The sequence below is a fragment of the Pseudomonas vranovensis genome, assembly GCF_040438935.1.
Lineage (GTDB): Bacteria > Pseudomonadota > Gammaproteobacteria > Pseudomonadales > Pseudomonadaceae > Aquipseudomonas > Aquipseudomonas vranovensis.
The window spans coordinates 4,386,290-4,409,650 of record NZ_CP159259.1; the positions used below are offsets into that span (position 1 = coordinate 4,386,290).

Consider the following 23,361-nt stretch of genomic DNA (forward strand, 5'->3'; position numbering starts at 1 on the left):
GCAAGAAGGAGCCGACATGCCGCGAACGCTGATCCGCAAGAACCCGAGCAACTTCAAGACGCTGCCCCTGCACGTCGAAGCCAGCCCCGAGGGGCTGTGCTACCAGAGCATCGGCATGCCGCTGAATTTTGCCCAGACCCAGCAACGGCGCAAGCAGATTCAATTGGCCGACAGCCAACGCTTTGCCGTCGAGCTGGCCAACCTGGGGGTGTCGGTACGTCTGACCCTGCATTGGCAGAATCGCGACTATTGGGTGCTGGTCCGCCAGCGCCGCCAGGACCGAGGCGATGTGGTACTGAAACTGATTTCAGGCTACGTGCCGGCCCAGGAGCTCAACCTGCCGCTGCACACTGCCATCCAGGAGGTAGCCGAAGAGTGCCTGCTGGAAACCCCGGAAGGCTGGCTCGGCGGGCGTTTCAACGACACCTGGCTACCAGCACCCTACGCTGACGCCCTGCACTACCGAGAAGCCCTGCCTTTTGTTCTTACCCCACAGTCTGGCGCCGCACGGCCAGTACGCTGTGCCAACCTGCAATTGCTCGAACGCCCGCGCGCCTATGTACACCTGCCCACTGCGTCACTTCAGTTGATCTACGACCTGCGTCTGCAAGTGCCGCGTGAAGCCAAATCCCTGAGCCTGTTTCATGTCGATGAGCGGCTGGAAGGCGATCAGTTGGTGGCCCGGCTCAACCGCAGTCGTCCTGACCTTTACCTCATGCCACTTGAAGACGGCCGTCCACGACCCGAGCTGTACACCCTGAAGAAGGATCGCCTGGTACCCGCAAGCACCCGCGGCCTGTATCTGGCCGAAAGCTTTGCCCGGCAGGACGGTTGGCTGGTGAGGGATGAGCGGATTCGCTGGAAGGATTGGGTCCGTGAGCAAGGGTTGGCGGCACCCAAGCCGGATTCCGGATTGCGGCGGCTGACGGGTAAGGCTCGGGAGTTGTTGCAGATGGCACGGGGGGGGTTGCGCAAGTAGAACGATCGCGGGGCAAGCCCGCTCCCACCGGACAGGTAGGAGCCGGCTTGCCCCGCGATACATCAGTTCTTACGAATCTTCTCGACGATCGCAGTGGTCGAGCTGTTCTCAACCAGCCCCAACACCTTCACGGTACCGCCATAGGCCTTGACGATGTCTGCGCCGACCACTTGGTCGATCCCGTAGTCCCCACCCTTGACTAGCACATCCGGCTTGACCTGGCTGAGCAGGTTTTCCGGCGTGCCTTCCGGGAAGCTGATAACCCAGTCCACCGCACCAAGACCCGCCAATACCGCCATGCGCCGGTCAACGCTGTTGATCGGACGGCCCGGGCCTTTGAGGCGGCTGACCGACGCATCGTCGTTGACCGCAACAATCAGGCGATCACCCTGGGCACGCGCCTGCTCCAGGTAGGTCACGTGACCGGCATGGAGGATGTCGAAGCAACCGTTGGTAAAGACGATTTTCTCGTTATGGGCACGGGCGTCGTCGATGGCCAGCAACAGCTGATCCAGGCTCAGCACGCCGCGCTCCGAACCTTCCTCGCGCTGAATGGCGCGACGCAGCTCTGGCGCGCTGATGGCGGCGGTACCCAGCTTGCCCACCACGATGCCGGCGGCCAGGTTGGCAAGGCCCACGGCATGAGGCAGGTCTTCCCCTGCAGCGATCGCTGCCGCCAGGGTGGAAATCACCGTGTCACCGGCACCGGTGACATCAAAGACTTCACGAGCACGGGCTGGCAGGTGCAGCGCCGGATGCTCCGGACGCAGCAAGGTCATGCCGTGCTCGCCACGGGTCACCAACAAGGCACCCAGCTCAAGCTCGCGCATCAACTGACCGCCCTTGGCCACCAGCTCAGCTTCGTCGGCGCAACGACCGACGATGGTTTCAAACTCGCTGAGGTTCGGGGTGATCAGGCTGGCGCCACGGTAGATCGAGAAATCCTTGCCCTTGGGGTCGGCCAGTACAGGAATTCCCTTGGCCCGCGCCGCCTGGATGAGGCTCTGGTGGTTTTTCAAGGCGCCTTTGCCATAGTCGGACAACACCAGCACCTTGACGCCTTCGAGCAGGGTGTCGACTTCGGCACCCAGCGACAGCGGGTCAGTGGCGAAGGGCTCTTCGAAGTCGATACGCAGCAATTGCTGGTGACGGCTCATCACGCGCAACTTGACGATGGTCGGCTGGTGCGCGATGCGTTGGAAGATCGAGCGCACACCCGCGGCCTGCAGGCTGTTGGCCAGGCTGTCGGCAGCTTCATCCTGGCCGGTGACCCCGACCAGAGATGCCGGGGCACCCAGCGCGGCGATGTTCAAGGCGACGTTGGCCGCACCGCCGGGACGGTCCTCGATCTGCTCGACCTTGACCACCGGTACCGGGGCTTCAGGCGAGATCCGTGAGGTACCGCCATGCCAGTAGCGGTCGAGCATGACATCGCCCACCACCAGTACCGGGGCTTGATCGAAACGCGGCATGGACAACTTCATGGGCAACCCATATATACAAAATTAACAGGGGCAGGATATTAGCACAGGCAAGTGGGTGGCTTGTTTACCGCCTTGCCTGCAGCTATCCACAGAAATGCAAACGGGGCCCAGGACGGGCCCCGCAGACAGGGTCAGGTGATGTCGGCCTTGGCCGGCTCGTCCAGGCCCATGGCATGCAGCCTGGCGTAATAGCCATTGGCGGCCAGCAGCTCGGCGTGGGTACCCCGCTCGACCAGCTTGCCCTGGTCCATGACCAGGATCATGTCGGCCTTCTCGATGGTCGACAGGCGGTGGGCGATCACTAGCGTGGTACGGCCTTTCATCACATGGTCCAAGGCCGCCTGGATATGCCGCTCGGATTCGGTGTCCAGGGCCGAGGTGGCCTCGTCGAGAATCAACAGCGGAGCATTCTTGAGCAACGCCCGGGCAATCGCCAGGCGCTGGCGCTGGCCACCGGACAACAGCACGCCGTTCTCACCGACCTGGGTATCGAAGCCCTGTGGCAACTGCTCGACGAAATCCTTGGCATAGGCATCAGCGGCGGCGGCTTCGATTTCAGCGCGCGGCGCGCCGGCCAAGTCGCCATAAGCGATGTTGTTGGCCACGGTATCGTTGAACAGGGTGACATGCTGGGTAACCTGGGCCACATGGCGGCGCAGGTTGCGCAAGCGGTAGTTCTCGATTTCCACGCCGTCGAGCAGGATCTGCCCTTGGTCATGGTGATAGAACCGCGGAATCAGGCCCGCCAGGGTCGACTTGCCGCTACCTGAACGCCCCACCAGGGCAATCATCTGCCCCGGCTCTGCCGTGAAGGAGATGTCCGACAGCACCTGACGCTCAGTACCGGGGTACGTGAAGCTCAGGTTGCGTACTTCAAGGCGCCCGACCACGCGGTCCAGCTCGACGGTACCATTGTCGACCTCGGGAGCCTCGTCCAGTTGCTCGAAGATGCTTTCAGCGCCAGCCAGGCCTTTCTGGATGGTCGAGCTGACTTCCGAGAGCTGACGGATCGGCTTGGGCAGCAGGCCCGCGGCAGTGATGTAGGCGACCAGGTCACCCGCAGTGGCATCACCGCGCAGGAACAGCACCAGGAACATCAAGGCGGCCATGGCGGTGTAGATCACCAGTTGCAGCATCGGGGTGTATACGGCCCCCGTCTTGGTCATGCGCAGTTGCTTGTCGGTGTTGCTCTGGCTGGCGTCGGCAAAACGCTTCTGCTCATAGCTTTCGCCGCCAAAGCTGCGCACCACGCGGTAGCCTTGAATGGTTTCGGAAGCCACATGGGTCACGTCACCCATCGCCACCTGGATCTTCTTGCTCTGCTTGCGGAATTTCTTGCTTGCGCTCCCCACCATCACGGCAATGATCGGCAGGATCGCCAGCATCACCAGGGTCAGCTTCCAGTTCATCCACAGCAGGTAGATGAACAGGAACACCACGGTCAGGCCTTCACGGATCACTACCTTGATTGCATCGGTAGCCGCGCCGGTGACCATGGTGACGTTGAAGGTGATTCGGGAGATCAGGTGGCCGGAGTTGTGGTTGTCGAAATAGCGGTTGGGCAGCACCAACAGCTTGTTGAACAACTCGACCCGCAGGTCGTGGACCAGGCCCAGCGAGACCTTGGCCAGGAAGTAGTTACCCAGGAACGACCCCAGCCCCTGCCAGGCCGCGATCAGCACGATCAGCAGCGGTACGGCCTGCAGCAATTGCAGGTCCTTGAGGTAAGGAACGGTGGGAAACAGCACAGCCTGGGGGTTGCTCAAGCCATCGACGAAATACTTGAGGATCCCGGCCAGCATCGGCTGGGTCGAGGCGAAGATCACGAAACCGACGATACTCAGCATGAAAATGCCGATGTACGGTTTCACATAGCTCAGCAGCCGGAAGTAGATTTTCAGGCTGGAGCTGCTCTGCTGCTCCGCCTTTAGCGGTGTTTCGGCCATCGTCGAGCTCGCTGTTCAGATTGAACCGGAAATTTTATCACAGCCCGGACGGCGAGCATGCACCCACACCAGTGCGAAAGCCAACCCCACCGGCAACCAGCTGATGAACCACTCGGCCCGCGGCGTTCCAGTGAGGCTAGCAGCATCGAACTGCATGGCCAGGGTGGAAAACAGCCACAGCCCCATCATGCCCTTGCCGAAATCCGTCGAGCGGGCGCGCCAGCTTTCGCGCAAAACGCAGAGCCAGACAGCGATCCACAGCAACATGCCTGGAATACCCAGCTCGATGGCGATATGAGTGAACATGTTGTGGGTGTGGTCGAATTGAATCCCCGATGCCTGGATGACATAGAAACTCCCCAAGCCAAGCCCTGTCCAGGGGTGCTCTGCAATCAGTTGCATGCTGGCATGGAAGATCTCCGGCCGGTATGACGCACCACGCTCCAGTATCAGTGCATGCATCAGCACGAAGCCTGCCGCCGCCGCGATGATCGCTGCCCCGGCAATGAGAAAACTTCTGCGGTCACGGCACCAAACGGGCATGGCCACTAGTGACAACAACAACCCCAGCGCCGCTCCCCGGCTTTGACACAACACCACAAAGGCACCGAGGCAAAGCACTGCCAGCCCCCAGAGCACTTGAAACCAGCGCTGCTGTGGCGGCCAATGCAACAGGCAGACCAGCGCAACGCCAATGACATAGGCTCCGAGGATCGGGTGGGAAATTTCACCTACGCCTTCGAGCCGACTGGTCCATGGCTGCCAGGACGGACTGTAGAAATGGATGATCGAGTAAGCCGCTGCCGCTGCAAGACCTATGCTGCCCCAACGAAGCAGCTGAATTACGCGAGATATTCCGACACTTGCCAGCAAAGGAAAAAACAGCAGAAAGATCAATATGTACAGCAATCGCTTGAACTCACGCCCAGCGTCTTCGGTACTTGCCCAGGTCAGGCTCAACGCCGACCAGCCCAACAGAAGAATCACCGAAACACACAGCGCACGCTGAGCATTCCAGACCTCGACCAGCACCCCACGCGCCGACCACAACAACATCAATGTCGGCAGCCAGAGGAACGCCACCAGGCCTTGCTGATAGATCTTGTTGCTGGGTGCCAGGGCAATGGCCACCAGAAACCAGAGAAAGCCAATCGCCAGCCAGGTCTGTGCCCAGCGCCTTGCGTACATCATGCGTATCCCCATCGTTTGAACAACACCGGCATGGTGCATCGGTAAACTTTTCGGCATTATGGCCGGTCTTTTCGCTAGCCCGTTGAAGGCCTATTCATGCAATGTTCCCGGCTACCCCAGGTCGACTTCAACCAGCTCATCCTCGGTGCCAAGGTGCTGGAAGCTGATAGCTACGGCGCCAAAGTGTACCTGCTAAACGATGGCAACATCCTCAAGCTGTTCAGGCGCAAGCGGTTAATTTCATCTGCACTGCTGCGACCTTACTCCGTTCGCTTCATCGACAACGCGATGCGTTTGGAGAAAAGGGGGATTCCTACACTAAAGGTGTTGAAGTACTACAAGCTGGATGCACCAGGAATGACGGCAGTACTGTATCAACCCCTGCCCGGTGAAACCTTGAGCCAACTGTCTCGCAAAGAAGGGTTCAGCTGGCAGGAGCGCCTGCCGGAGCTTGTGGCACTGGTACGCAAACTACACACGTCGGGGATCTATTTTCGGTCATTGCACCTGGGCAACATTGTCGTAACCCCTGACCAGGAGATGGGGCTGATTGATGTCGCGGATATGCGTTTCATGCGGGCACCGCTTTCCAGTCGCATGATTCGGCGCAACGTGCAGCATTTTGCCCGCTACATCGCCCGTGAGCGGCTTGAAGAGCAGTTTCCCCTTGCCGAACTGGAGCGCGCCCTGCTGGGCTGAATTTCAGGAAGTTCGAAGCAGGTCGCTGGAGGTCTGGCTGAAGCGCTGCCAGACCTGCTCGGGTGCAAGTGCCTGGTATTGGGCCTGGGCCACTTGATCACGATCAGATGCCACACTCTCGATGATCGCCCGTCCCCAGGCTTCGATATCCCCCACCGCGGCATAGCGACCAGCATCGCCCAACTGCTCGTGAAACACCGACAGGTCGCTGCACAAGACCGGCACATCCGCCATCACGGCCTCTTGCAGCACCAGGCCAAGGCCCTCGGAGCGTGAGGGTATCAGCACCCAATCGAATGCCCGATACAGGTGAGCCAGGCTGTTGCAGTGGCCTTGCAGGGAAACAAATTCGCCAAGGCCCAGCGCCTTGATGCGTGACTCGAGCAATGCCCGTTCGTTGCCTTCACCCAGAAATACCAGACGCAGATCTGGCTGTTGCTGGCGGGCTAGCGCAAACGCGTCGAGCAAGTAGTCGAAACCCTTGCTATCGACCAGCCGCCCCACTGCTCCCAGTACCGGCCCGCCATCGAGCGGCAAACCCATTGTCTGCCGGGCCGCCCCCCGATCCAGCAACGCCTGGCGAAAACTGGTGGGCTCAAGGGCCGAGCGAAGTACCTGCACAGGCACACCGAGATCCTGCTCAAGGGCACTGGCAAGTGTCTGGGAGACGGCCACCAGTGTCACCTGGGAGGGCTCGAAGCTGCGCAGCAGGCTGATATCGCCACGATGCAAGCGAGTCTTGCCATGAAAGACAACCGCCGCTCGCACCTCGGGTAACTGGCGCATCACCGGCAGCACCAACCGGGATACCCCCAGGCCGTCTAGCAATACGACCTCGGTACCGGCCTGCTTCAACGCTTCGCGAAATCGGCCGCGCATCCAGGGATGCAGCAGCTTCCAGAAATGCCGGCCTTTGAGCAGGCGCTGGGACAGCTGCCATTCGCGCGTCTCCCCGGCGCTGCAACAAGAGCCCTGGCCTTGCAGCAACCAACTGCTGATCGTCGCATCCGGCCCTGCCTGGGAAAGGATTTGCTGGTGCACCTTGTGCACCGAGACATAGGGTGCGCCGCCGGCCCACATGATGTTGACGATATTCACGGGGTAGCACCCCCTGCATCGGAATGGACAACAAACATATAGGCCGAATCAATGCGCAAAAAAGCCAACCCCCACTCCTAATGCAATTCCGACGATCAAAATCACGGCCAGCTTGACCCGGTCACGCTGACGACGTCGATCCTTGCGCCGGCGCTCTTCGGGAAGACTCACATGCGAGCCGAACCCGGTATGCAACACCGCGTCGCCCTCCAGGGTCACCCCGGTCAGGTTCAACTCGGCATAACGCTTTGACAGTGCCTTTTCACCAGCATAGGCGGCAAATGGCGCGCAGCGTTGATAATCGCTCAACCGGCGCAAACCCGGGTTCAGCGAGAAGCTTTGCCACTCCGGCTTGCTCGATAACAGCGGGTAGCAAGGCACTCCATTGATGAACTGTCGCTCACCCAGGTGGATGTACGGACTGTGCAACTTCAGGTCATGGGCATAGCTGCGCAACCACACCTGGAGCAGGTGCGGGCTGACCTCCAGAATGCTCCGGGAGTCTTCGACAAACCCGGGGCGGTAGAATTCCCAGTCATCCTCGCAGTGGAAGATATAAGGCGTCTTCACTTGCCCGTAGGCAAGATCGATCGAGGCCAGCTGACCGAGCTTGGGGCGGTTGACGAATACCGTGGTATGGGGCTTCCAGTGTTCCGGGAGCGCTCCATGCACCGCGTCATCCCCGGAGTCTTCGGTAATGAACACCTCGCGTATCGGCGCAGTATTGAAACGGTCGAAACTCTCCAGCGTAAGCTTGAGCAGGTCGAAACGCCCGCAGCTGGTAACCACCAGGGTTACATCACTCTCTTCACTGAATCGCACCGGATTCCCTCCCCATCTTCTGTATTCGGTTGTTCGAGACCATGACGCAGGACAGCCGGCTCATAGGCCCAGTCTCAAACGCAAACGCTGCCAGCCGGTCAGGGCTGGACGGGGACGCAGAGGTGGCTGCATTTTCTCAACGATGCTACGACCCACTTGAGCGAAGCTGAATTGCGCAACCGCCAGATCACGACCGTTGCGACCGATTTCCTCGGCCAGCACAGGGTCGGCGCGCAGCACATTGAGCTTCTCTTGCAACTGCGCGATGCTGTTATACAGCACCACGTTATGCATGTCTGTCAGACCCAGGGCGCGATTTTCTTCTGCGCCCTGGTCATATGCCAGCAGCACACAGCCGCAGGCCATGGCCTCGAAATTCTTGATCATGTACTCGCCCATGCCCACGTCGGCACTGACGAAAAAACGTATGCGATTGAGTGTGTCACAGTACTCTTCACCGGATTTTGTCCGGGTCACCAGCAGGTTTTCCACCTGTGCCAATTCGTCAAGCAACGCCTTGCGCCCGCTGTAGGCCACGCTGTTGGTGCTACCGACAAAGGCCAGCTCGATGTCCCGTTCACGCCCCTGGTCGGCAAGCAACTGCTGGTCGTAGCCCTTGGGCACGAACTCGGCATCGAAGCCTTCCTGGCGCAAGCGCTCACTGACCATGTACCCGGAGCTGATCACGCGCGCCCAGGGCAGCTGGCGATAATGCGCACTGAACTTGCCGGTGTACTTGCAAGGGATATAGTTCTGGTAGGCATCATGTTCGAGGATGACCAGGTTGGGCACCGTGCGAATGAAACCGACCTGGCGGATCTCTTGCTTGAAGCGCAGAAAAAAAACGATCCGATCATATTTCTCGACGTCGACTTCACGACGGAAATAACTGCGCAAGTTGCGCTGATCGGCACTGCTGAGCCAGCGCAGATCGCATTCGCAATGAGCAGCCACACCGTCGTAGAGACGATCGAGGATTGCCCGTTGTTCCTTCTGCACCAGAAATAGAACTTTCATTGTCTTCCTTGCGGCCTTTGCTTGGCCGCTAACAGTCATGCACCGCGATCAGAGATCACGGCGCCAGAACAATTCATGTCGACGTACAGCCTTGCGGAAAAACTCGTTCTCGCCGTAGGGCGAAGGACGTCGCCCTGCCAGCCAGCGCTGAAGCAGGCGGCGTAGTCGACGCTTGAACGGAGACGGCGGTTGCAGGTCATGCATCATGCCAAGCGCCATGGCCTTGTCACGCTGAGTGGGCAGGTCCAACAACATGCTGTAGGGCGCCCAGCTTTCTCCACCTTCCAGCCGTGGCGGCAAAGTCACGCCTGTGCCACTTTCACCCATGGGCCAGCGGTCGTTATCGTGCAGATGATTGGCGTAACCCAGCACGATCTCTGGCTGCCACACCAGGCCATGCAAGGCTTCAAGCACTGCCGCCTGGGCGCAGATGTGGTCTGGGTGGGGGTCGAGCGTCGGGTGCGGCATCACCAACACCTGCGGACGCGCCTGCAGCAACAACGCGCGCAAGTCCGCGAGCAAGTTGTTCCAGGTCGGCTCACCGTCCTGATCACCCGGCAATGTCATCGGATTGAACTGGCGGAATAGGCGGGTATCGGCAAGCTCGGCTTCGCGCGAGGCAACCGGTTGGTCAGGGGACGCCTGCATTGCCGGCAACTGCAGGCAGAAATAGCCCAGCTGCACACAGCGCGCCTCGGGAACACCCGCCCAACGTGGAACGGCAATACTGTCCCAGGCACGCAACCGCCCCTTCAGACGAGCTGCCTCAGCCTTGTCCAGGCCCATCTGTTGATAGTGTTCGGCTTCGATTTCACCGGCCGTCAACGTTACCACCCAGGCTTCCTGCGCCTGGCTGTACAAGCCGTAGGCCGCAAGTTCGGCATCGTCGGCATGCGGAGCAATGACCATGACCCGCTTCTGGCGCAAGTCTTGAGTGGGAACAAGCCAAAGCGTCGCTTCAGTCGGCAAGCGACAGTGCCGACCGCGCAAACGCAATTGGCCGGCGCTCAACGAACCGGCCAAGCCTGTGAGGTTGAGGTAACGCACCCCGGCGACGCCACGTTCGAAGGTCTGGCAATCTTCATTACCCAGCACCACGGCGGGATCCAGAAAACGCCCAATCCAACGGCACTTCAGTCGCAGTTGCAACACCAGGGTTGCATCCCCGGCAAGATCCAGGGGCGACTGCAGACGTACAGCACCGTCAACCAGCTCAACCGGCTGGGCGACGCAGTCGGCAGGGAAGGCGTATTGATAATCTTCGCCAGGCGAGTAGAACAGGTGGTCGGCAAACCAGGCCTCGTGGGCGACCCACAGCAATGGCAACAGCAGCAGCGGCAACCACCACTGGACAAAAACACCCAGCGCGACGAGCAGCACCAGGCCGACCAGCAGCCCCAGCCGCTTGTTACGCCGGTGCTGCTTGAGCAGCTGCTGTTTGCGGCTCACACCTGAAACACCGGCACGGGGTTGCACCAACGATCCTTGTATTCACGATCGGCGCGACCGAACGAGAAACGCAGCGGCTTGTTGCGTGCCCGGGCATCTTCCCAGGCCGCCTGGGTATTGAGAAAGCTCAATACGCTGCCAGGGCTGAAGGCCTTGGTGTGCGGGTCTACGCCACCGTTGATGTACTCGACGCTGATCCACGCCGGCGCCTCGACGCGGTATACCAGTTGAATGGCAATCGGCGCGTCGTCGAGAAACAGTACCGAGCCGATCAGCAGCGCCCGCAGGCGTTCGATGACATCGGCCATGCGTTCGGCACCCGTTGCTGGAAAATCCCAGCGACGCTTGAACAGATCGCAATAGATCGCCGCCAGCTCGGTGCTGCTGAAGTCGGTGACCGGCCGTACCTGGCCACCCGCTTCTTCCAGCAGCCTCAGTTCGCGGCGCTGGTTGTAGCGAAATTTCTTCGACAGGTCTTCCGGCGTACGCGCCATAGCCAGTTGCTCGGCCTGGGGCTTGAGATTGGCAAAACGTCCCTGATTGAGCTCGGACAAATAACGCCCGGCGTGGCGCAGCGGTGCCTGTGCATCGGCAGCCGCCGGCAGGATCAGCTCGGCATTGCCCAGGTCGTACAGGCCCTTCTTGCCTTGGCGCTTGAGCACGTCCTTGGACAGGGCAAGGTAGCGCCCCCAGGTCGGGATCGCTGCCTTGATCTCTCCATTGTGTTCCCAGCCCAGGTAGCGCACCGGAATCTGCGCCAGTTCCGCCAGCTGTTCAATCACCAGGGGGTGGGTGGCGACGCTGCCACCAAAACGCTGCCAGGCCTGAGCGTAAGTAGCAGCATCGATCACGGACCAGCCGCGTTCGCGCCAGCCTTGAATATGATTAAGCATCAAGCCTCCGCAGTCAGCGCGCGAACGTGCGGCAGTTGCCAGAAAGTATCGCGCACGGCGCTATCGGAAAAACGCTCATGCAAACGCTGCAGCATGCGTTCGGCACACTCCTGGCGCTGACCCTCGTCCAGCACGGCCAAGTGCTGAAGGCCCTGACCCAGGCGCTCGGCATCGCCAAGCGGGAACAGAATACCGATCCCTTCGACTACTTCCAGAGCACCGCCACACGCCGTGGCCAGCACCGGTACACCGGCGACCATGGCTTCGAGCAGCACCATGCCGAACGGCTCGTGATCCGAACTCAGGGCAAAAGCATCGAACGCCTTGAAGTAGCAGCGAGCGTCAGGTACCTGACCAAGAAAATCCACCTGCCCGGCGATACCCAGTTCGGCCGCCAAAGCCTTGAGCGACTGCTCCAGGCGCCCCTTGCCCAGAATGGCCAAGCGCGCACCGGCTGGCAGGCCAGGCAGTGCCAGGGCAAAACCGCGCAGCAGGGTGGCCTGGTCCTTGTCCGGGTGCAGGCGACCGACGTTACCGACAATCCACGCCTGCCGGTCCAGCCCAAGAGCCTGACGGGCCTCGTCAACCGGCACTTGAATCGCTTGCAGCGCCTGGATGTCGATACGGTTGTAAAGGGTTTGAATACGCTCGGCAGGCCACTTGACCAGGCACTTGCGCATATCGTCGCGCACCGCATCAGACACCCCGAGCAGGCTCAAACGCTGGCGGAACAGGTTGGCAAACAATTGCCGGCTGCTGCGCTGGTAATCACCAAATGCATGGTGCACGCCGATGACCGGCAGACGGCTGCCGAGCAAGGCGATGTAGATAGGTTTGAAGCGGTGGGCGATGCAGAAACTGAAGTTGCGCGTGGCGACGATCCGGCGCAATGCCCGGATCGCCCCCAGCTTGAGACCACGAATGGCCTTGGAGCTGAACTCAAGGAACAGCACTTCGTCAGACGCGCAGCCGGCCGCCACCTCAGGGTCGGCAGCACCGGTCAGGAACACCGTGGTGACCTTGTAACCGCTGCCGCTGAACAAGCTGGCGTACTGACGCGCGCAGTCCAGGAACGGACCGTCATAGCCGTGGCAGAACTGCAGGACGCGCTTTTCAGCCCTGGACGTCATAAGTGTTCGCGCCGTCCTTGACTACCAGGATGTCTTCCATGATCAGGTACTGCAGGTCCGAGCCGAAGAACATGTTCAGGGCGTCGGTCGGCGAGCAGATCATCGGCTCGCCGCGACGGTTGAGCGATGTGTTGAGCGACACGCCGTTGCCGGTCAGGTTTTCCAGCGCCTTCATCATGTCGTAGTAGCGCGGGTTGTACTCGCGCTTGAGCACCTGGGCCCGCGAGGTGCCGTCTTCATGGACGACTTCCGGCACGCGGGTCTTCCATTCTTCCGCCACTTCGAAGGTGAAGGTCATGAACGGCGCCGGGTGATCGATCTTGATCATCTGCGGGGCGACGGTGTCGAGCATCGACGGGCAGAAAGGCCTCCAGCGCTCGCGGAACTTGATCTGGTGGTTGATGCGGTCGGCGACGCCAGCAACGCTTGGGCAACCGATGATCGAACGACCGCCCAGGGCACGGGGACCGAACTCCATACGCCCCTGGAACCAGGCAACCGGGTTACCGTCGACCATGATCTTGGCGATCTGCTCCGGCATGTTCTCGAGCTTGCGCCATTTCGGCTGGCTCGGGTGACGGGCGCAGGCTGCGATCACGTCTTCGTTGGAGTACGCAGGGCCGAGGTAGACGTGCTCCATCTTCTCGACCGGCACGCCACGGGCGTGGGACACATAGGCCGCAGCACCGACCGCGGTACCGGCGTCGCCGGAGGCCGGCTGCACGAACAGTTCCTTGAGGTCAGGACGGGCAATGATCTTCTGGTTGAGCTTGACGTTCAGCGCGCAACCGCCGGCGAAGGCCAGCTTGCCGGTTTCCTTGAGGATGTCGCCCAGGTAGTGGTCGATCATCTGCAGGGCGATCTTCTCGAACAGCGCCTGCATGCTGGCGGCGTAATGGATATACGGCTCGTCGGCGATGTCGCCTTCGCGCTTTGGACCCAGCCACTCGATGAGTTTTGGCGAGAAGTAGAAGCCCTTGCCCTTCTCTTTGTAGCGACGCAGGCCGATGACGTTGGCGTAGTCGGTGTTGATCACCAGCTCACCGTTCTCGAAAGAGGCCAGGCGCGAGAAATCGTACTTGCTGGCATCGCCATAAGGCGCCATGCCCATGACCTTGAACTCGCCATCGAGCATCTCGAAGCCGAGGAATTCGGTGATCGCGCCGTACAGGCCACCGAGGGAGTCCGGATCGAAGAATTCCTTGATCTTATGGATCTTGCCGTTTTCGCCATAGCCAAAGAAGGTAGTGGCGTACTCGCCTTTACCGTCGATACCGAGGATCGCGGTTTTTTCCTTGAAGCCCGAGCAGTGGTAGGCACTGGAGGCGTGAGCCAGGTGGTGCTCGACCGGCTCGATCTTGACCTTCTTGGGGTCGAAGCCCAGTTGCTCCAGGCACCAGACGATCTTCTTGCGGTAGCGCTTGTAGCGACGGTTGCCCATCAGGATCGCATCAAGGGCGCGATCCGGGGCGTACCAATAACGCTTGGCGTAGTGCCAGCGGGCCTTGCCGAACAGGCTGATCGGGGCGAATGGGATCGCCACCACGTCAACGTCGGAAGGCTTGATGCCGGCCTGCTCCAGGCAGAACTTCGCCGATTCGTAGGGCATGCGGTTCTTTGCATGTTTGTCGCGCACGAAGCGCTCTTCTTCAGCGGCGGCAATCAGCTTGCCGTCGATGTACAGGGCCGCGGAAGGATCATGGCTAAGGGCGCCGGACAGGCCAAGAATCGTCAATGCCAAGGGTCTAGCCTCTTCAATCTGTAAAAATGCGCCCTGGCCCCGTGGGGCGAGCGGCAACGAAAGAGCGGGATTATAACGCAAAGCTTAGGCGCGGGCTTGCCCAGCGATTGCATGCAGTCAGTTACACCGCATCGCGGGTCAAGCCCCCTCCTGCAGCAGTTATTCAGCGATCAGCCAGTCCATCCGCCAACTGCCCTGGGTCTGCGCCAGCACCTGGGAAAGCCAGGGCAACAACGCGCGCAGTTCTTCTTCAAGCCCCCACGGCGGATTGGCAATGGCCAGGCCCGAGCCGTTCAGGCCCTGCGGGCTGTCCTGCGGATGCACGTACAGCTCGACGCGCAGCAGCTTCGGCGCGCCGGTACTGGTCAGGTCCTGGTAGAAACGCACCAACTGGCGCTGATCCTTGATCGGGTACCAGATTGCCGCGACCGTCTGGCGCATGCGGCCAATGGTCTCTTTCATCGCCTGAGTGCAGCGCTTGAGCTCATCGGCCTGCTCGAACGGCGGATCAATCAACATCACCGCTCGCTTTTCCTGCACCGGCAGCAAGGCGCGTGGCACATGCCAGCCTTCACCCAGATGCACGGCGACGCGCGGATCCTTCTTCATGTTGTCCTTGAGCATGCGCCCGTCTTCCGGGTGCTTCTCGTTGAGCAGCACGCGATCCTGCTGACGGGCCAGGCGCCGGGCCAGCTCAGGCGAACCCGGGTAGTAGCGCAGCTCGCCATCGGGATTCATCTTGCGCAGGATGCGCAGGTAGTCGGCGGTCACTTCCGGCAGGTCATCCCGCCCCCAAAGCCGCCCGATCCCTTCAACCCACTCGCCGGTGCGCGTCGCCTGGTCGCCCTGCAGGTCATACAGGCCGAGGCCGGCGTGGGTATCAAGGTAGGCGAACGGCTGCTCCTTGCGCTCCATAAGCGCAATAAGGCGGGTCAAGACAAGGTGTTTGAAGACGTCGGCGTGGTTGCCGGCGTGGAAGGCGTGACGATAGTTCATGGCAACTCCTGCAAGACCGCGCAGTTTACCTTGTGATTCAGCCGGCGTCAGGAGCGCCGGCCGAAACGACAACGGCCCGGACTCTTTCGAGGCCGGGCCGTTGTCTACAAGGGGTCAAGTGCCGATCAATGACCGACCTTGAACGCCTTGTCTGCAGCTTCGAAGCGCGAAACCATGGCAGCCGACGGACTACCGGCCTTGCTGACGAAGTAGATCGCCAGGGCACCCAGGATGAAGCCAGGGATGATTTCGTACAGCCCCCAGATGGAGAAGTGCTTCCACACCACCACGGTGATGGCACCGACCAGGATACCGGCCAGGGCACCGTTACGGGTCATGCCTTTCCACAGTACCGAGATCAGTACAACCGGACCGAAGGCAGCACCGAAGCCGGCCCAGGCGTAGCTGACCAGACCCAGTACGCGGTTCTCCGGATTGGAGGCGATCAGGATGGCGACCACAGCAACCAGCAGCACCATGGCACGACCGACCCAGACCAGCTCCATCTGCGAGGCACCCTTGCGCAGGAACGCCTTGTAGAAGTCTTCGGTCAGGGCACTGGAGCACACCAGCAGCTGGCAGCTCAGGGTACTCATCACGGCGGCCAGGATGGCAGACAGCAGCACACCGGCAATCCATGGGTTGAAGAGGAGCTTGGCCAGCTCGATGAACACACGCTCAGGGTTCTCGGCCACAGGGCCTGCAACGTCAGGGTGCGCGGAGAAGTAGGCGATACCGAAGAAGCCCACTGCGCAGGTACCGACCAGGCAGAGGATCATCCAGGTCATGGAAATGCGACGGGCTTTGGCGATCGACTTGACCGAATCGGCAGCCATGAAGCGCGCCAGGATGTGCGGCTGACCGAAGTAGCCCAGACCCCAGCCCATCAGCGAAATGATGCCGATGAAGGTGGTGCCTTTGAGCATGTCGAAGTTCGAGGCATCCTTGAGCTCGATGGCCGCGAAGGTGGTGTCGACACCACCCGTGGCGATCAGCACGATGATCGGCGTCAGGATCAGGGCAAAGATCATCAGCGTAGCCTGGACGGTATCGGTCCAGCTCACGGCCAGGAAGCCACCAATGAAGGTGTAGGCGATGGTTGCGGCGGCACCGGCCCACAGCGCAGTCTCGTAGGACATGCCGAAGGTGCTTTCGAACAAGCGGGCACCGGCAACAATGCCAGAGGCGCAATAGATGGTGAAGAACACCAGGATCACTACGGCAGAGATGATCCGCAGCAGCCCGCTATTGTCTTCGAAACGGCTGGAGAAGTAGTCCGGCAGCGTCAGGGCATCGCCGTTGTGCTCAGTCTGCACACGCAGACGGCCGGCAACGAACAGCCAGTTCAGGTAGGCACCGACGATCAGGCCGATGGCGATCCAGCTCTCCGACAGACCCGACATGTAGATGGCGCCCGGCAGGCCCATCAACAGCCAGCCGCTCATGTCCGAGGCACCGGCCGAAAGCGCGGTCACGACGCTGCCGAGACTGCGGCCACCAAGAATGTAGTCGGAGAGGTTGTTGGTGGAGCGATAGGCCATCAGGCCGATCAGCACCATTGCCGCGATATAGATCACGAACGTGATCAAGGTTGGATTGCTTACACTCATTGTTGCGCCCTGGCGTTTGTTTTTATGTAGTGACAGCCTCGAAGAGGTTGCACCCAGGCCGTGAATGCTATGCAACAACGCAAAGTAGGTGCAACCAATTTTTTAATTCAAGTTGCACCTCGTCGGAAATTTCAGACTAAAACCCATTCTTGCTCCTTTTTGAAGCAAAAAAGGCCATTTTCATAAGCAAAACGCACCAGAAACAGCCATTTTCGCTGTGTGGTTTTACCCATCTGACGAGTTGCACTTTTTTCCTACACATTTTGGGTTGCACTAGGTTGCACCCAAAATCGCGCACGGCTAATCTTGGCGCAGCTTTAGCCACAGCATCGTGGCAATAATGAGGATAAGAAATGGCGACGACCACCCTTGGGGTCAAACTCGACGACCCGACCCGTGAGCGACTCAAAGCAGCTGCGCAGTCCATCGACCGCACGCCGCATTGGTTGATTAAACAGGCAATCTTCAACTACCTGGAAAAGCTCGAGGGTGGCGCCACGCTGACCGAACTCAACGGTCAGGCCAGCAGCAACGGCGACGAAGCCGGTGAAGTCCCGGGCGATCATGCCCACCAGTGCTTCCTCGAGTTCGCCGAAAGCATCCTGCCGCAATCGGTCCTGCGCTCGGCCATCACCGCAGCCTACCGTCGTCCGGAACCGGAAGTTGTGCCGATGCTCCTGGAGCAGGCACGCCTGCCGGCTGACATGGCCGAGGCCACCAACAAGCTGGCTGCCGGCATTGCTGAAAAGCTGCGCAACCAGAAAAGCGCCGGTGGCCGTGCCGGTATCGTCCAGGGTCTGCTGCAGGAATTCTCCCTGTCGTCCCAGGAAGGCGTGGCACTGATGTGCCTGGCTGAAGCCCTGCTGCGTATCCCCGACAAAGGCACCCGTGACGCCCTGATCCGCGACAAGATCAGCACCGGCAACTGGCAGCCGCACCTGGGCAACAGCCCGTCGCTGTTCGTCAACGCCGCGACCTGGGGCCTGCTGCTGACCGGCAAGCTGGTCTCGACCCACAACGAATCCGGCCTTACCTCTTCGCTCAGCCGCATCATCGGCAAGAGCGGCGAGCCGATGATCCGCAAGGGCGTCGACATGGCCATGCGCCTGATGGGCGAGCAGTTCGTCACCGGCGAGACCATCGCCGAAGCCCTGGCCAATGCCAGCAAGTTCGAAGCCAAGGGCTTCCGCTACTCCTACGACATGCTCGGCGAAGCAGCCCTGACCGAGCACGATGCGCAGAAATACCTGGCGTCCTACGAGCAGGCGATCCACTCGATCGGCAAAGCCTCGCACGGCCGTGGCATCTATGAAGGCCCGGGCATCTCGATCAAGCTGTCGGCCCTGCACCCACGCTACAGCCGCGCCCAGTACGAGCGCGTGATGGAAGAGCTGTACCCGCGTCTGCTGTCGCTGACCCTGCTGGCCAAGCAATATGACATCGGCCTGAACATCGATGCCGAAGAAGCCGATCGCCTGGAGCTGTCGCTGGACCTGCTCGAGCGCCTGTGCTTTGAACCGCAGCTGACCGGCTGGAACGGTATCGGCTTCGTGATCCAGGCCTACCAGAAGCGTTGCCCATATGTGATCGACTACGTGATCGACCTGGCACGCCGCAGCCGTCATCGCCTGATGATCCGCCTGGTGAAAGGCGCCTACTGGGACAGCGAGATCAAGCGCGCCCAGGTCGAAGGCCTGGAAGGCTATCCGGTCTACACCCGCAAGGTGTACACCGACGTGTCCTACATTGCCTGCGCCCGCAAGCTGTTGTCGGTACCGGAAGTCATCTACCCGCAGTTCGCCACCCACAACGCCCACACCCTGTCGGCCATCTACCATATCGCCGGGCAGAACTACTACCCGGGCCAGTATGAGTTCCAGTGCCTGCATGGCATGGGCGAGCCGCTGTACGAGCAAGTGGTCGGCAAGGTTGCCGACGGTAAGCTGAACCGTCCGTGCCGCGTGTACGCGCCCGTCGGCACCCATGAAACGCTGCTGGCCTACCTGGTTCGCCGCCTGCTGGAAAATGGCGCCAACACCTCGTTCGTCAACCGCATTGCCGACCAGTCGATCTCGATCCAGGAACTGGTCGCCGACCCGGTTGCGACCATCGAGCGCATGGCAACCCAGGAAGGCAGCTTCGGCCTGCCGCACCCGCGCATTCCGCTGCCGCGTGACCTGTACGGTACCGAGCGCGCCAACTCCGCCGGTATCGACATGGCCAACGAACACCGCCTGGCGTCGCTGTCTTGCGCCTTGCTGGCCACCGCCCACAACAACTGGAAAGCCGCACCGATGCTCGGTTGCGACGCCAGCGACGAAGCGGCGGCACCGGTACTGAACCCGTCCGACCATCGCGATGTGGTCGGTCACGTACAAGAAGCGACGGTTGCCGACGTCGACAACGCCATCCAATGCGCACTCAATGCTGCACCGATCTGGCAGGCCACCCCGCCCGCCGAGCGCGCGGCCATCCTGGAACGCGCTGCCGACCTGATGGAAGCAGAGATCCAGCCGCTGATGGGCCTGCTGGCCCGCGAAGCCGGCAAGACCTTCGCCAACGCCATCGCCGAAGTCCGTGAAGCCGTCGACTTCCTGCGCTACTACGCCGTGCAGGCGCGCAACGATTTCAGCAACGACGCCCACCGCCCATTGGGCCCGGTGGTCTGCATCAGCCCGTGGAACTTCCCGCTGGCCATCTTCAGCGGCCAAGTGGCTGCTGCATTGGCCGCAGGCAACCCGGTACTGGCCAAGCCTGCCGAACAAACCCCGCTGGTAGCGGCCCAGGCCGTGCGCCTGCTGCTCGAAGCCGGCATTCCCGAGGGCGTGGTGCAACTGCTGCCAGGGCGCGGCGAAACCGTCGGTGCCCGTCTGGTCGGCGACGAGCGCGTCAAAGGCGTGATGTTCACCGGCTCCACCGAAGTGGCTCGCCTGCTTCAGCGCAACATCGCCGGCCGCCTGGATGCCCAGGGTCGTCCGATTCCGCTGATCGCCGAGACCGGTGGCCAGAACGCGATGATCGTCGACTCCTCGGCCCTTACCGAGCAAGTGGTCATCGACGTGGTCTCCTCGGCCTTCGACAGCGCCGGCCAGCGTTGCTCGGCACTGCGTGTGCTGTGCCTGCAGGAAGACTCCGCCGACCGCGTGATCGAAATGCTCAAGGGCGCCATGGCCGAAAGCCGATTGGGCAATCCTGAGCGCCTGGCCGTCGACATTGGCCCGGTGATCGACGCCGAAGCCAAGGCTGGCATCGAGAAGCACATCCAGGGCATGCGCGACAAAGGCCGCACCGTGTACCAGGTGGCTATCGCCGATGGCGAGGAAATCAAGCGCGGCACCTTCGTGATGCCGACACTGATCGAGCTGGACAGTTTCGATGAGCTGCAGCGCGAGATCTTCGGCCCGGTCCTGCACGTGGTGCGCTACAACCGCAAGAACCTCGACCAGTTGATCGAGCAGATCAACGCCTCCGGTTACGGCCTGACCCTGGGTGTACACACCCGGATCGACGAAACCATCGCCAAGGTCATCGACAACGTCAACGCCGGTAACGTCTACGTCAACCGCAACATCGTCGGTGCCGTGGTGGGTGTGCAGCCTTTCGGTGGCGAGGGCCTGTCCGGCACCGGCCCGAAAGCCGGTGGCCCGCTTTACCTGTACCGCCTGCTGTCGACCCGCCCGGCCGATGCCATCGAGCAGTCGTTCAAGCGTACCGACGGTGAAAACACCCCGGACACTCGCCTGCGCGACGCAATGTCCAAGCCACTGCAAGCACTCAAGACCTGGGCCACCAGCAACCAGCTGACCGACCTGGGCAGTCTGTGCGACCAGTTTGCCCAGCAATCGCAGAGCGGTATCAGCCGTCTGCTGGCCGGCCCGACTGGCGAGCGCAACAGCTACACCATCCTGCCGCGCGAGCACGTACTGTGCCTGGCCGAGGTCGAAGCCGACCTGCTGACCCAACTGGCTGCCGTCCTGGCCGTGGGCAGCTCGGCTGTGTGGCCGGAGGGTGAGCTGACCAAGACCCTGCGCAACCGACTGCCGAAGGATGTCCAGGCACGCATCAAGCTGGTGGGCGACTGGACCAAGGACGACGTCGTCTTCGACGCGGTCCTGCATCACGGCCACTCCGACCAGCTGCGCGCCGTGTGCGAACAGGTGGCCAAGCGTGCCGGCGCCATCGTAGGCGTGCATGGCCTGTCGTCGGGTGAAACCTCGATTGCCCTGGAGCGTCTGGTGATCGAGCGTGCGCTGAGCGTCAACACTGCCGCTGCCGGCGGTAACGCGAGCCTGATGACCATCGGCTGATCGTTCGCGTCGTCTCCATCGCGGGGCAAGCCCGCTCCTACGGGCAATCTGTAGGAGCGAGCTTGCCCCGCGATGCTTTACCTTCTAACCCACCATCACCCCCACCTATTTCCCTGTGCATCGTGTGCGCACCTGCCTAGACTCGGCCCATCCCCGTTCAGGAATGCCGCCATGTCCGAGACCTTGCTCAGCGCCCGCAACCTGGCCTTCGAACTCTACGAAGTGCTGGATGCCGAGGCCCTCACCCTTCGCCCGCGCTTTGCCGAGCACAACCGCGAAACCTTCGATGCCGCGTTGGGCACGGCGCGCACCATTGCCGAAAAATACTTCGCCCCGCACAACCGCAAGGGCGACGAGAACGAGCCGCGCTATGAAAATGGCGTGGCGGTGCTGATTCCCGAGGTCAAGCCAGCAGTCGATGCGTTCCTCGAAGCGGGCTTCCTCAATGCCAGCCGCGACTTCGAGGCCGGCGGTATGCAACTGCCAACCTTGCTTTCACAGGCCTGCTTTGCCCATTTTCAGGCTGCCAACGCCGGAACCACGGCCTACCCGTTCCTGACCATGGGAGCGGCCAACCTGATCGAGAGCTTTGGCAGCGATGAGCAAAAGCGCCTGTTCCTGCAGCCGATGATCGAGGGGCGCTACTTCGGCACCATGGCCCTCACCGAGCCACACGCGGGCTCCTCCCTGGCCGATATCCGCACCCGCGCTGAACCTTCCGACGACGGCAGCTACCGGCTGCGCGGCAACAAGATTTTCATCTCCGGGGGCGACCACCCGCTGTCGGAAAACATCGTGCATATGGTCCTGGCCAAACTGCCGGATGCGCCGCCGGGGGTGAAGGGCATTTCGCTGTTCATCGTGCCCAAATTCCTGGTCAATGCCGATGGCAGCCTAGGACCCCGCAACGATGTGCTGCTGGCCGGGCTGTTCCACAAGATGGGCTGGCGCGGCACCACCTCCACGGCACTGAACTTCGGCGACAATGGCCAATGCGTGGGCTACCTGGTGGGCAAGCCGCACCAGGGCCTGGCATGCATGTTCCAGATGATGAACGAGGCACGCATCGGCGTGGGCATGGGCGCAGTCATGCTTGGCTATGCTGGCTACCTGTACTCGCTGGACTACGCCCGCCAACGCCCCCAGGGCCGCCCTCTGGACAACAAGGACCCAGCTACCGCCGCCGTGCCGATCATCAGTCACAGCGATGTGAAACGCATGTTGCTGACCCAGAAGGCCTATGTCGAAGGCGCTTTCGATCTTGGCCTGTATGCGGCGCGGCTGTTCGATGACACCCAGAGCGGCGAAACCGAGAACCAACGCCAGCAAGCCCACGAGCTGCTCGACCTGCTGACCCCGATCGTCAAGTCCTGGCCATCGGAGTTCTGCCTCAAGGCCAACGAACTGGCGATCCAGATTCTCGGCGGCCACGGCTATACCCGCGAATACCCGGTCGAGCAGTATTACCGCGACAACCGCCTGAACCCCATTCATGAGGGCACTCATGGCATTCAGTCACTGGACCTGCTCGGACGCAAGCTGGCGCAAAACGGCGGTGCCGGCCTCAAGCAATTGGTGCGCTTGATTGCCGGCACCTGCGAACGAGCGCGAGGGTATCCCCGCCTTGATCACCTGCGCACGCCCCTTGAGCAACTGCAGGTTCGCCTGCAGAGCGTCACCCTGGGCCTGCTTGGCGATCTGGCTCAAGGCCAGGTGAACAGCGCCCTGGCCAACTCGGCGCTGTACCTGAAGGCCTTCGGTCACTGCGTGATCGGTTGGCGCTGGCTGGAACAAGCGATTCGCGCCGAGCAGGGCCTGGAACGAGGTGAACCGGCCGACCGCGACTTCTACAAGGGCAAATTGCAGGCCGCTCGTTATTTCCTGACCTGGGAAGTGCCGGGCTGCCATAATGAGCTGGCATTGCTCGAAGCTCGCGACGATACGTGCCAGGGCATGCACGACGAGTGGTTCTGAGGGGGAGCCACCGTACCCACGGAGG

Annotated in this window: 16 protein-coding genes; 4 read left to right on the forward strand and 12 right to left on the reverse strand. The window is 61.4% G+C overall.

Annotation, left to right across the window (positions count from 1 at the left end; translation table 11 throughout):
- The first annotated feature begins 16 nt into the window (after positions 1-16).
- On the forward strand, positions 17-979 hold the full coding sequence (locus tag ABVN19_RS20405; RefSeq protein ID WP_028945640.1) for a hypothetical protein: 963 nt from the start codon (positions 17-19) through the stop codon (positions 977-979).
- Between the two features lie 62 nt (positions 980-1,041).
- Here the strand turns inward: ABVN19_RS20405 and hldE are convergent, their stop codons facing one another.
- From hldE to ABVN19_RS20420, 3 genes are all read right to left on the reverse strand, one after another.
- Positions 1,042-2,463, reverse strand: coding sequence for a bifunctional D-glycero-beta-D-manno-heptose-7-phosphate kinase/D-glycero-beta-D-manno-heptose 1-phosphate adenylyltransferase HldE (hldE, locus tag ABVN19_RS20410; RefSeq protein WP_028945639.1), 1,422 nt, complete (start codon positions 2,461-2,463; stop codon positions 1,042-1,044).
- Positions 2,464-2,594: 131 nt separating this feature from the next.
- Positions 2,595-4,409, reverse strand: coding sequence for a lipid A export permease/ATP-binding protein MsbA (msbA, locus tag ABVN19_RS20415; protein ID WP_028945638.1), 1,815 nt, complete (start codon positions 4,407-4,409; stop codon positions 2,595-2,597).
- 15 nt (positions 4,410-4,424) lie between these two features.
- On the reverse strand, positions 4,425-5,600 hold the full coding sequence (locus ABVN19_RS20420) for an O-antigen ligase family protein (RefSeq protein ID WP_105642346.1): 1,176 nt from the start codon (positions 5,598-5,600) through the stop codon (positions 4,425-4,427).
- Positions 5,601-5,696: 96 nt separating this feature from the next.
- Between ABVN19_RS20420 and ABVN19_RS20425 the strand changes: the two genes are divergently transcribed.
- Complete coding sequence (locus ABVN19_RS20425; protein ID WP_028945636.1) at positions 5,697-6,299, forward strand: hypothetical protein; 603 nt, start codon at positions 5,697-5,699, stop codon at positions 6,297-6,299.
- A gap of 3 nt (positions 6,300-6,302) precedes the next feature.
- Here the strand turns inward: ABVN19_RS20425 and ABVN19_RS20430 are convergent, their stop codons facing one another.
- From ABVN19_RS20430 to putP, 9 genes are all read right to left on the reverse strand, one after another.
- Positions 6,303-7,397 carry a glycosyltransferase gene (locus ABVN19_RS20430; RefSeq protein ID WP_105642347.1) on the reverse strand — a complete coding sequence of 365 codons (1,095 nt, stop codon included), beginning with the start codon at positions 7,395-7,397 and terminating at the stop codon, positions 6,303-6,305.
- Positions 7,398-7,445: 48 nt separating this feature from the next.
- Positions 7,446-8,219 carry a hypothetical protein gene (locus ABVN19_RS20435; protein ID WP_028945634.1) on the reverse strand — a complete coding sequence of 258 codons (774 nt, stop codon included), beginning with the start codon at positions 8,217-8,219 and terminating at the stop codon, positions 7,446-7,448.
- 60 nt (positions 8,220-8,279) lie between these two features.
- On the reverse strand, positions 8,280-9,236 hold the full coding sequence (locus ABVN19_RS20440; RefSeq protein ID WP_028945633.1) for a glycosyltransferase: 957 nt from the start codon (positions 9,234-9,236) through the stop codon (positions 8,280-8,282).
- A 48-nt stretch (positions 9,237-9,284) separates the two neighbouring features.
- Positions 9,285-10,685, reverse strand: coding sequence for a PIG-L family deacetylase (locus tag ABVN19_RS20445; RefSeq protein WP_028945632.1), 1,401 nt, complete (start codon positions 10,683-10,685; stop codon positions 9,285-9,287).
- Positions 10,682-11,578: an antimicrobial resistance protein Mig-14 gene (locus tag ABVN19_RS20450; protein WP_105642348.1), complete on the reverse strand. Its 897-nt coding sequence runs from the start codon at positions 11,576-11,578 to the stop codon at positions 10,682-10,684. The genes ABVN19_RS20445 and ABVN19_RS20450 overlap by 4 nt, the downstream gene beginning before the upstream one ends.
- On the reverse strand, positions 11,578-12,708 hold the full coding sequence (locus ABVN19_RS20455; RefSeq protein ID WP_028945630.1) for a glycosyltransferase: 1,131 nt from the start codon (positions 12,706-12,708) through the stop codon (positions 11,578-11,580). The genes ABVN19_RS20450 and ABVN19_RS20455 overlap by 1 nt, the downstream gene beginning before the upstream one ends.
- The gene (locus tag ABVN19_RS20460) at positions 12,692-14,449 is read right to left on the reverse strand and encodes a carbamoyltransferase (protein WP_028945629.1); all 1,758 of its coding nucleotides are present in this window, start codon (positions 14,447-14,449) and stop codon (positions 12,692-12,694) included. The genes ABVN19_RS20455 and ABVN19_RS20460 overlap by 17 nt, the downstream gene beginning before the upstream one ends.
- Positions 14,450-14,608: 159 nt before the next feature.
- Positions 14,609-15,445, reverse strand: a complete 837-nt coding sequence (gene rlmJ / locus ABVN19_RS20465) for a 23S rRNA (adenine(2030)-N(6))-methyltransferase RlmJ (RefSeq protein WP_028945628.1) — start codon at positions 15,443-15,445, stop codon at positions 14,609-14,611.
- A gap of 125 nt (positions 15,446-15,570) precedes the next feature.
- Entirely contained in the window at positions 15,571-17,055 is a 1,485-nt protein-coding gene (gene putP, locus ABVN19_RS20470; RefSeq protein WP_028945627.1) for a sodium/proline symporter PutP, read from the reverse strand.
- 353 nt (positions 17,056-17,408) lie between these two features.
- Here putP and putA point away from each other — a divergent pair, with 353 nt between their 5' ends.
- Both putA and ABVN19_RS20480 read left to right on the forward strand, forming a co-directional pair.
- Complete coding sequence (gene putA, locus ABVN19_RS20475; RefSeq protein WP_105642349.1) at positions 17,409-21,362, forward strand: trifunctional transcriptional regulator/proline dehydrogenase/L-glutamate gamma-semialdehyde dehydrogenase; 3,954 nt, start codon at positions 17,409-17,411, stop codon at positions 21,360-21,362.
- A 171-nt stretch (positions 21,363-21,533) separates the two neighbouring features.
- Entirely contained in the window at positions 21,534-23,336 is a 1,803-nt protein-coding gene (locus tag ABVN19_RS20480) for an acyl-CoA dehydrogenase (protein WP_028945625.1), read from the forward strand.
- Positions 23,337-23,361 lie beyond the last annotated feature (25 nt).

Excerpts from the sequence above, each read along its gene's own strand:
- ABVN19_RS20450 (WP_105642348.1), bottom strand. The coding sequence starts at position 11,578 with ATGCTTAATCATATTCAAGGCTGGCGCGAACGCGGCTGGTCCGTGATC.
- ABVN19_RS20425 (WP_028945636.1), top strand. The coding sequence starts at position 5,697 with ATGCAATGTTCCCGGCTACCCCAGGTCGACTTCAACCAGCTCATCCTC.
- putA (WP_105642349.1), top strand. The coding sequence starts at position 17,409 with ATGGCGACGACCACCCTTGGGGTCAAACTCGACGACCCGACCCGTGAG.
- rlmJ (WP_028945628.1), bottom strand. The coding sequence starts at position 15,445 with ATGAACTATCGTCACGCCTTCCACGCCGGCAACCACGCCGACGTCTTC.
- ABVN19_RS20440 (WP_028945633.1), bottom strand. The coding sequence starts at position 9,236 with ATGAAAGTTCTATTTCTGGTGCAGAAGGAACAACGGGCAATCCTCGAT.
- msbA (WP_028945638.1), bottom strand. The coding sequence starts at position 4,409 with ATGGCCGAAACACCGCTAAAGGCGGAGCAGCAGAGCAGCTCCAGCCTG.
- ABVN19_RS20405 (WP_028945640.1), top strand. The coding sequence starts at position 17 with ATGCCGCGAACGCTGATCCGCAAGAACCCGAGCAACTTCAAGACGCTG.
- ABVN19_RS20480 (WP_028945625.1), top strand. The coding sequence starts at position 21,534 with ATGTCCGAGACCTTGCTCAGCGCCCGCAACCTGGCCTTCGAACTCTAC.
- hldE (WP_028945639.1), bottom strand. The coding sequence starts at position 2,463 with ATGAAGTTGTCCATGCCGCGTTTCGATCAAGCCCCGGTACTGGTGGTG.
- putP (WP_028945627.1), bottom strand. The coding sequence starts at position 17,055 with ATGAGTGTAAGCAATCCAACCTTGATCACGTTCGTGATCTATATCGCG.
- ABVN19_RS20420 (WP_105642346.1), bottom strand. The coding sequence starts at position 5,600 with ATGATGTACGCAAGGCGCTGGGCACAGACCTGGCTGGCGATTGGCTTT.
- ABVN19_RS20455 (WP_028945630.1), bottom strand. The coding sequence starts at position 12,708 with ATGACGTCCAGGGCTGAAAAGCGCGTCCTGCAGTTCTGCCACGGCTAT.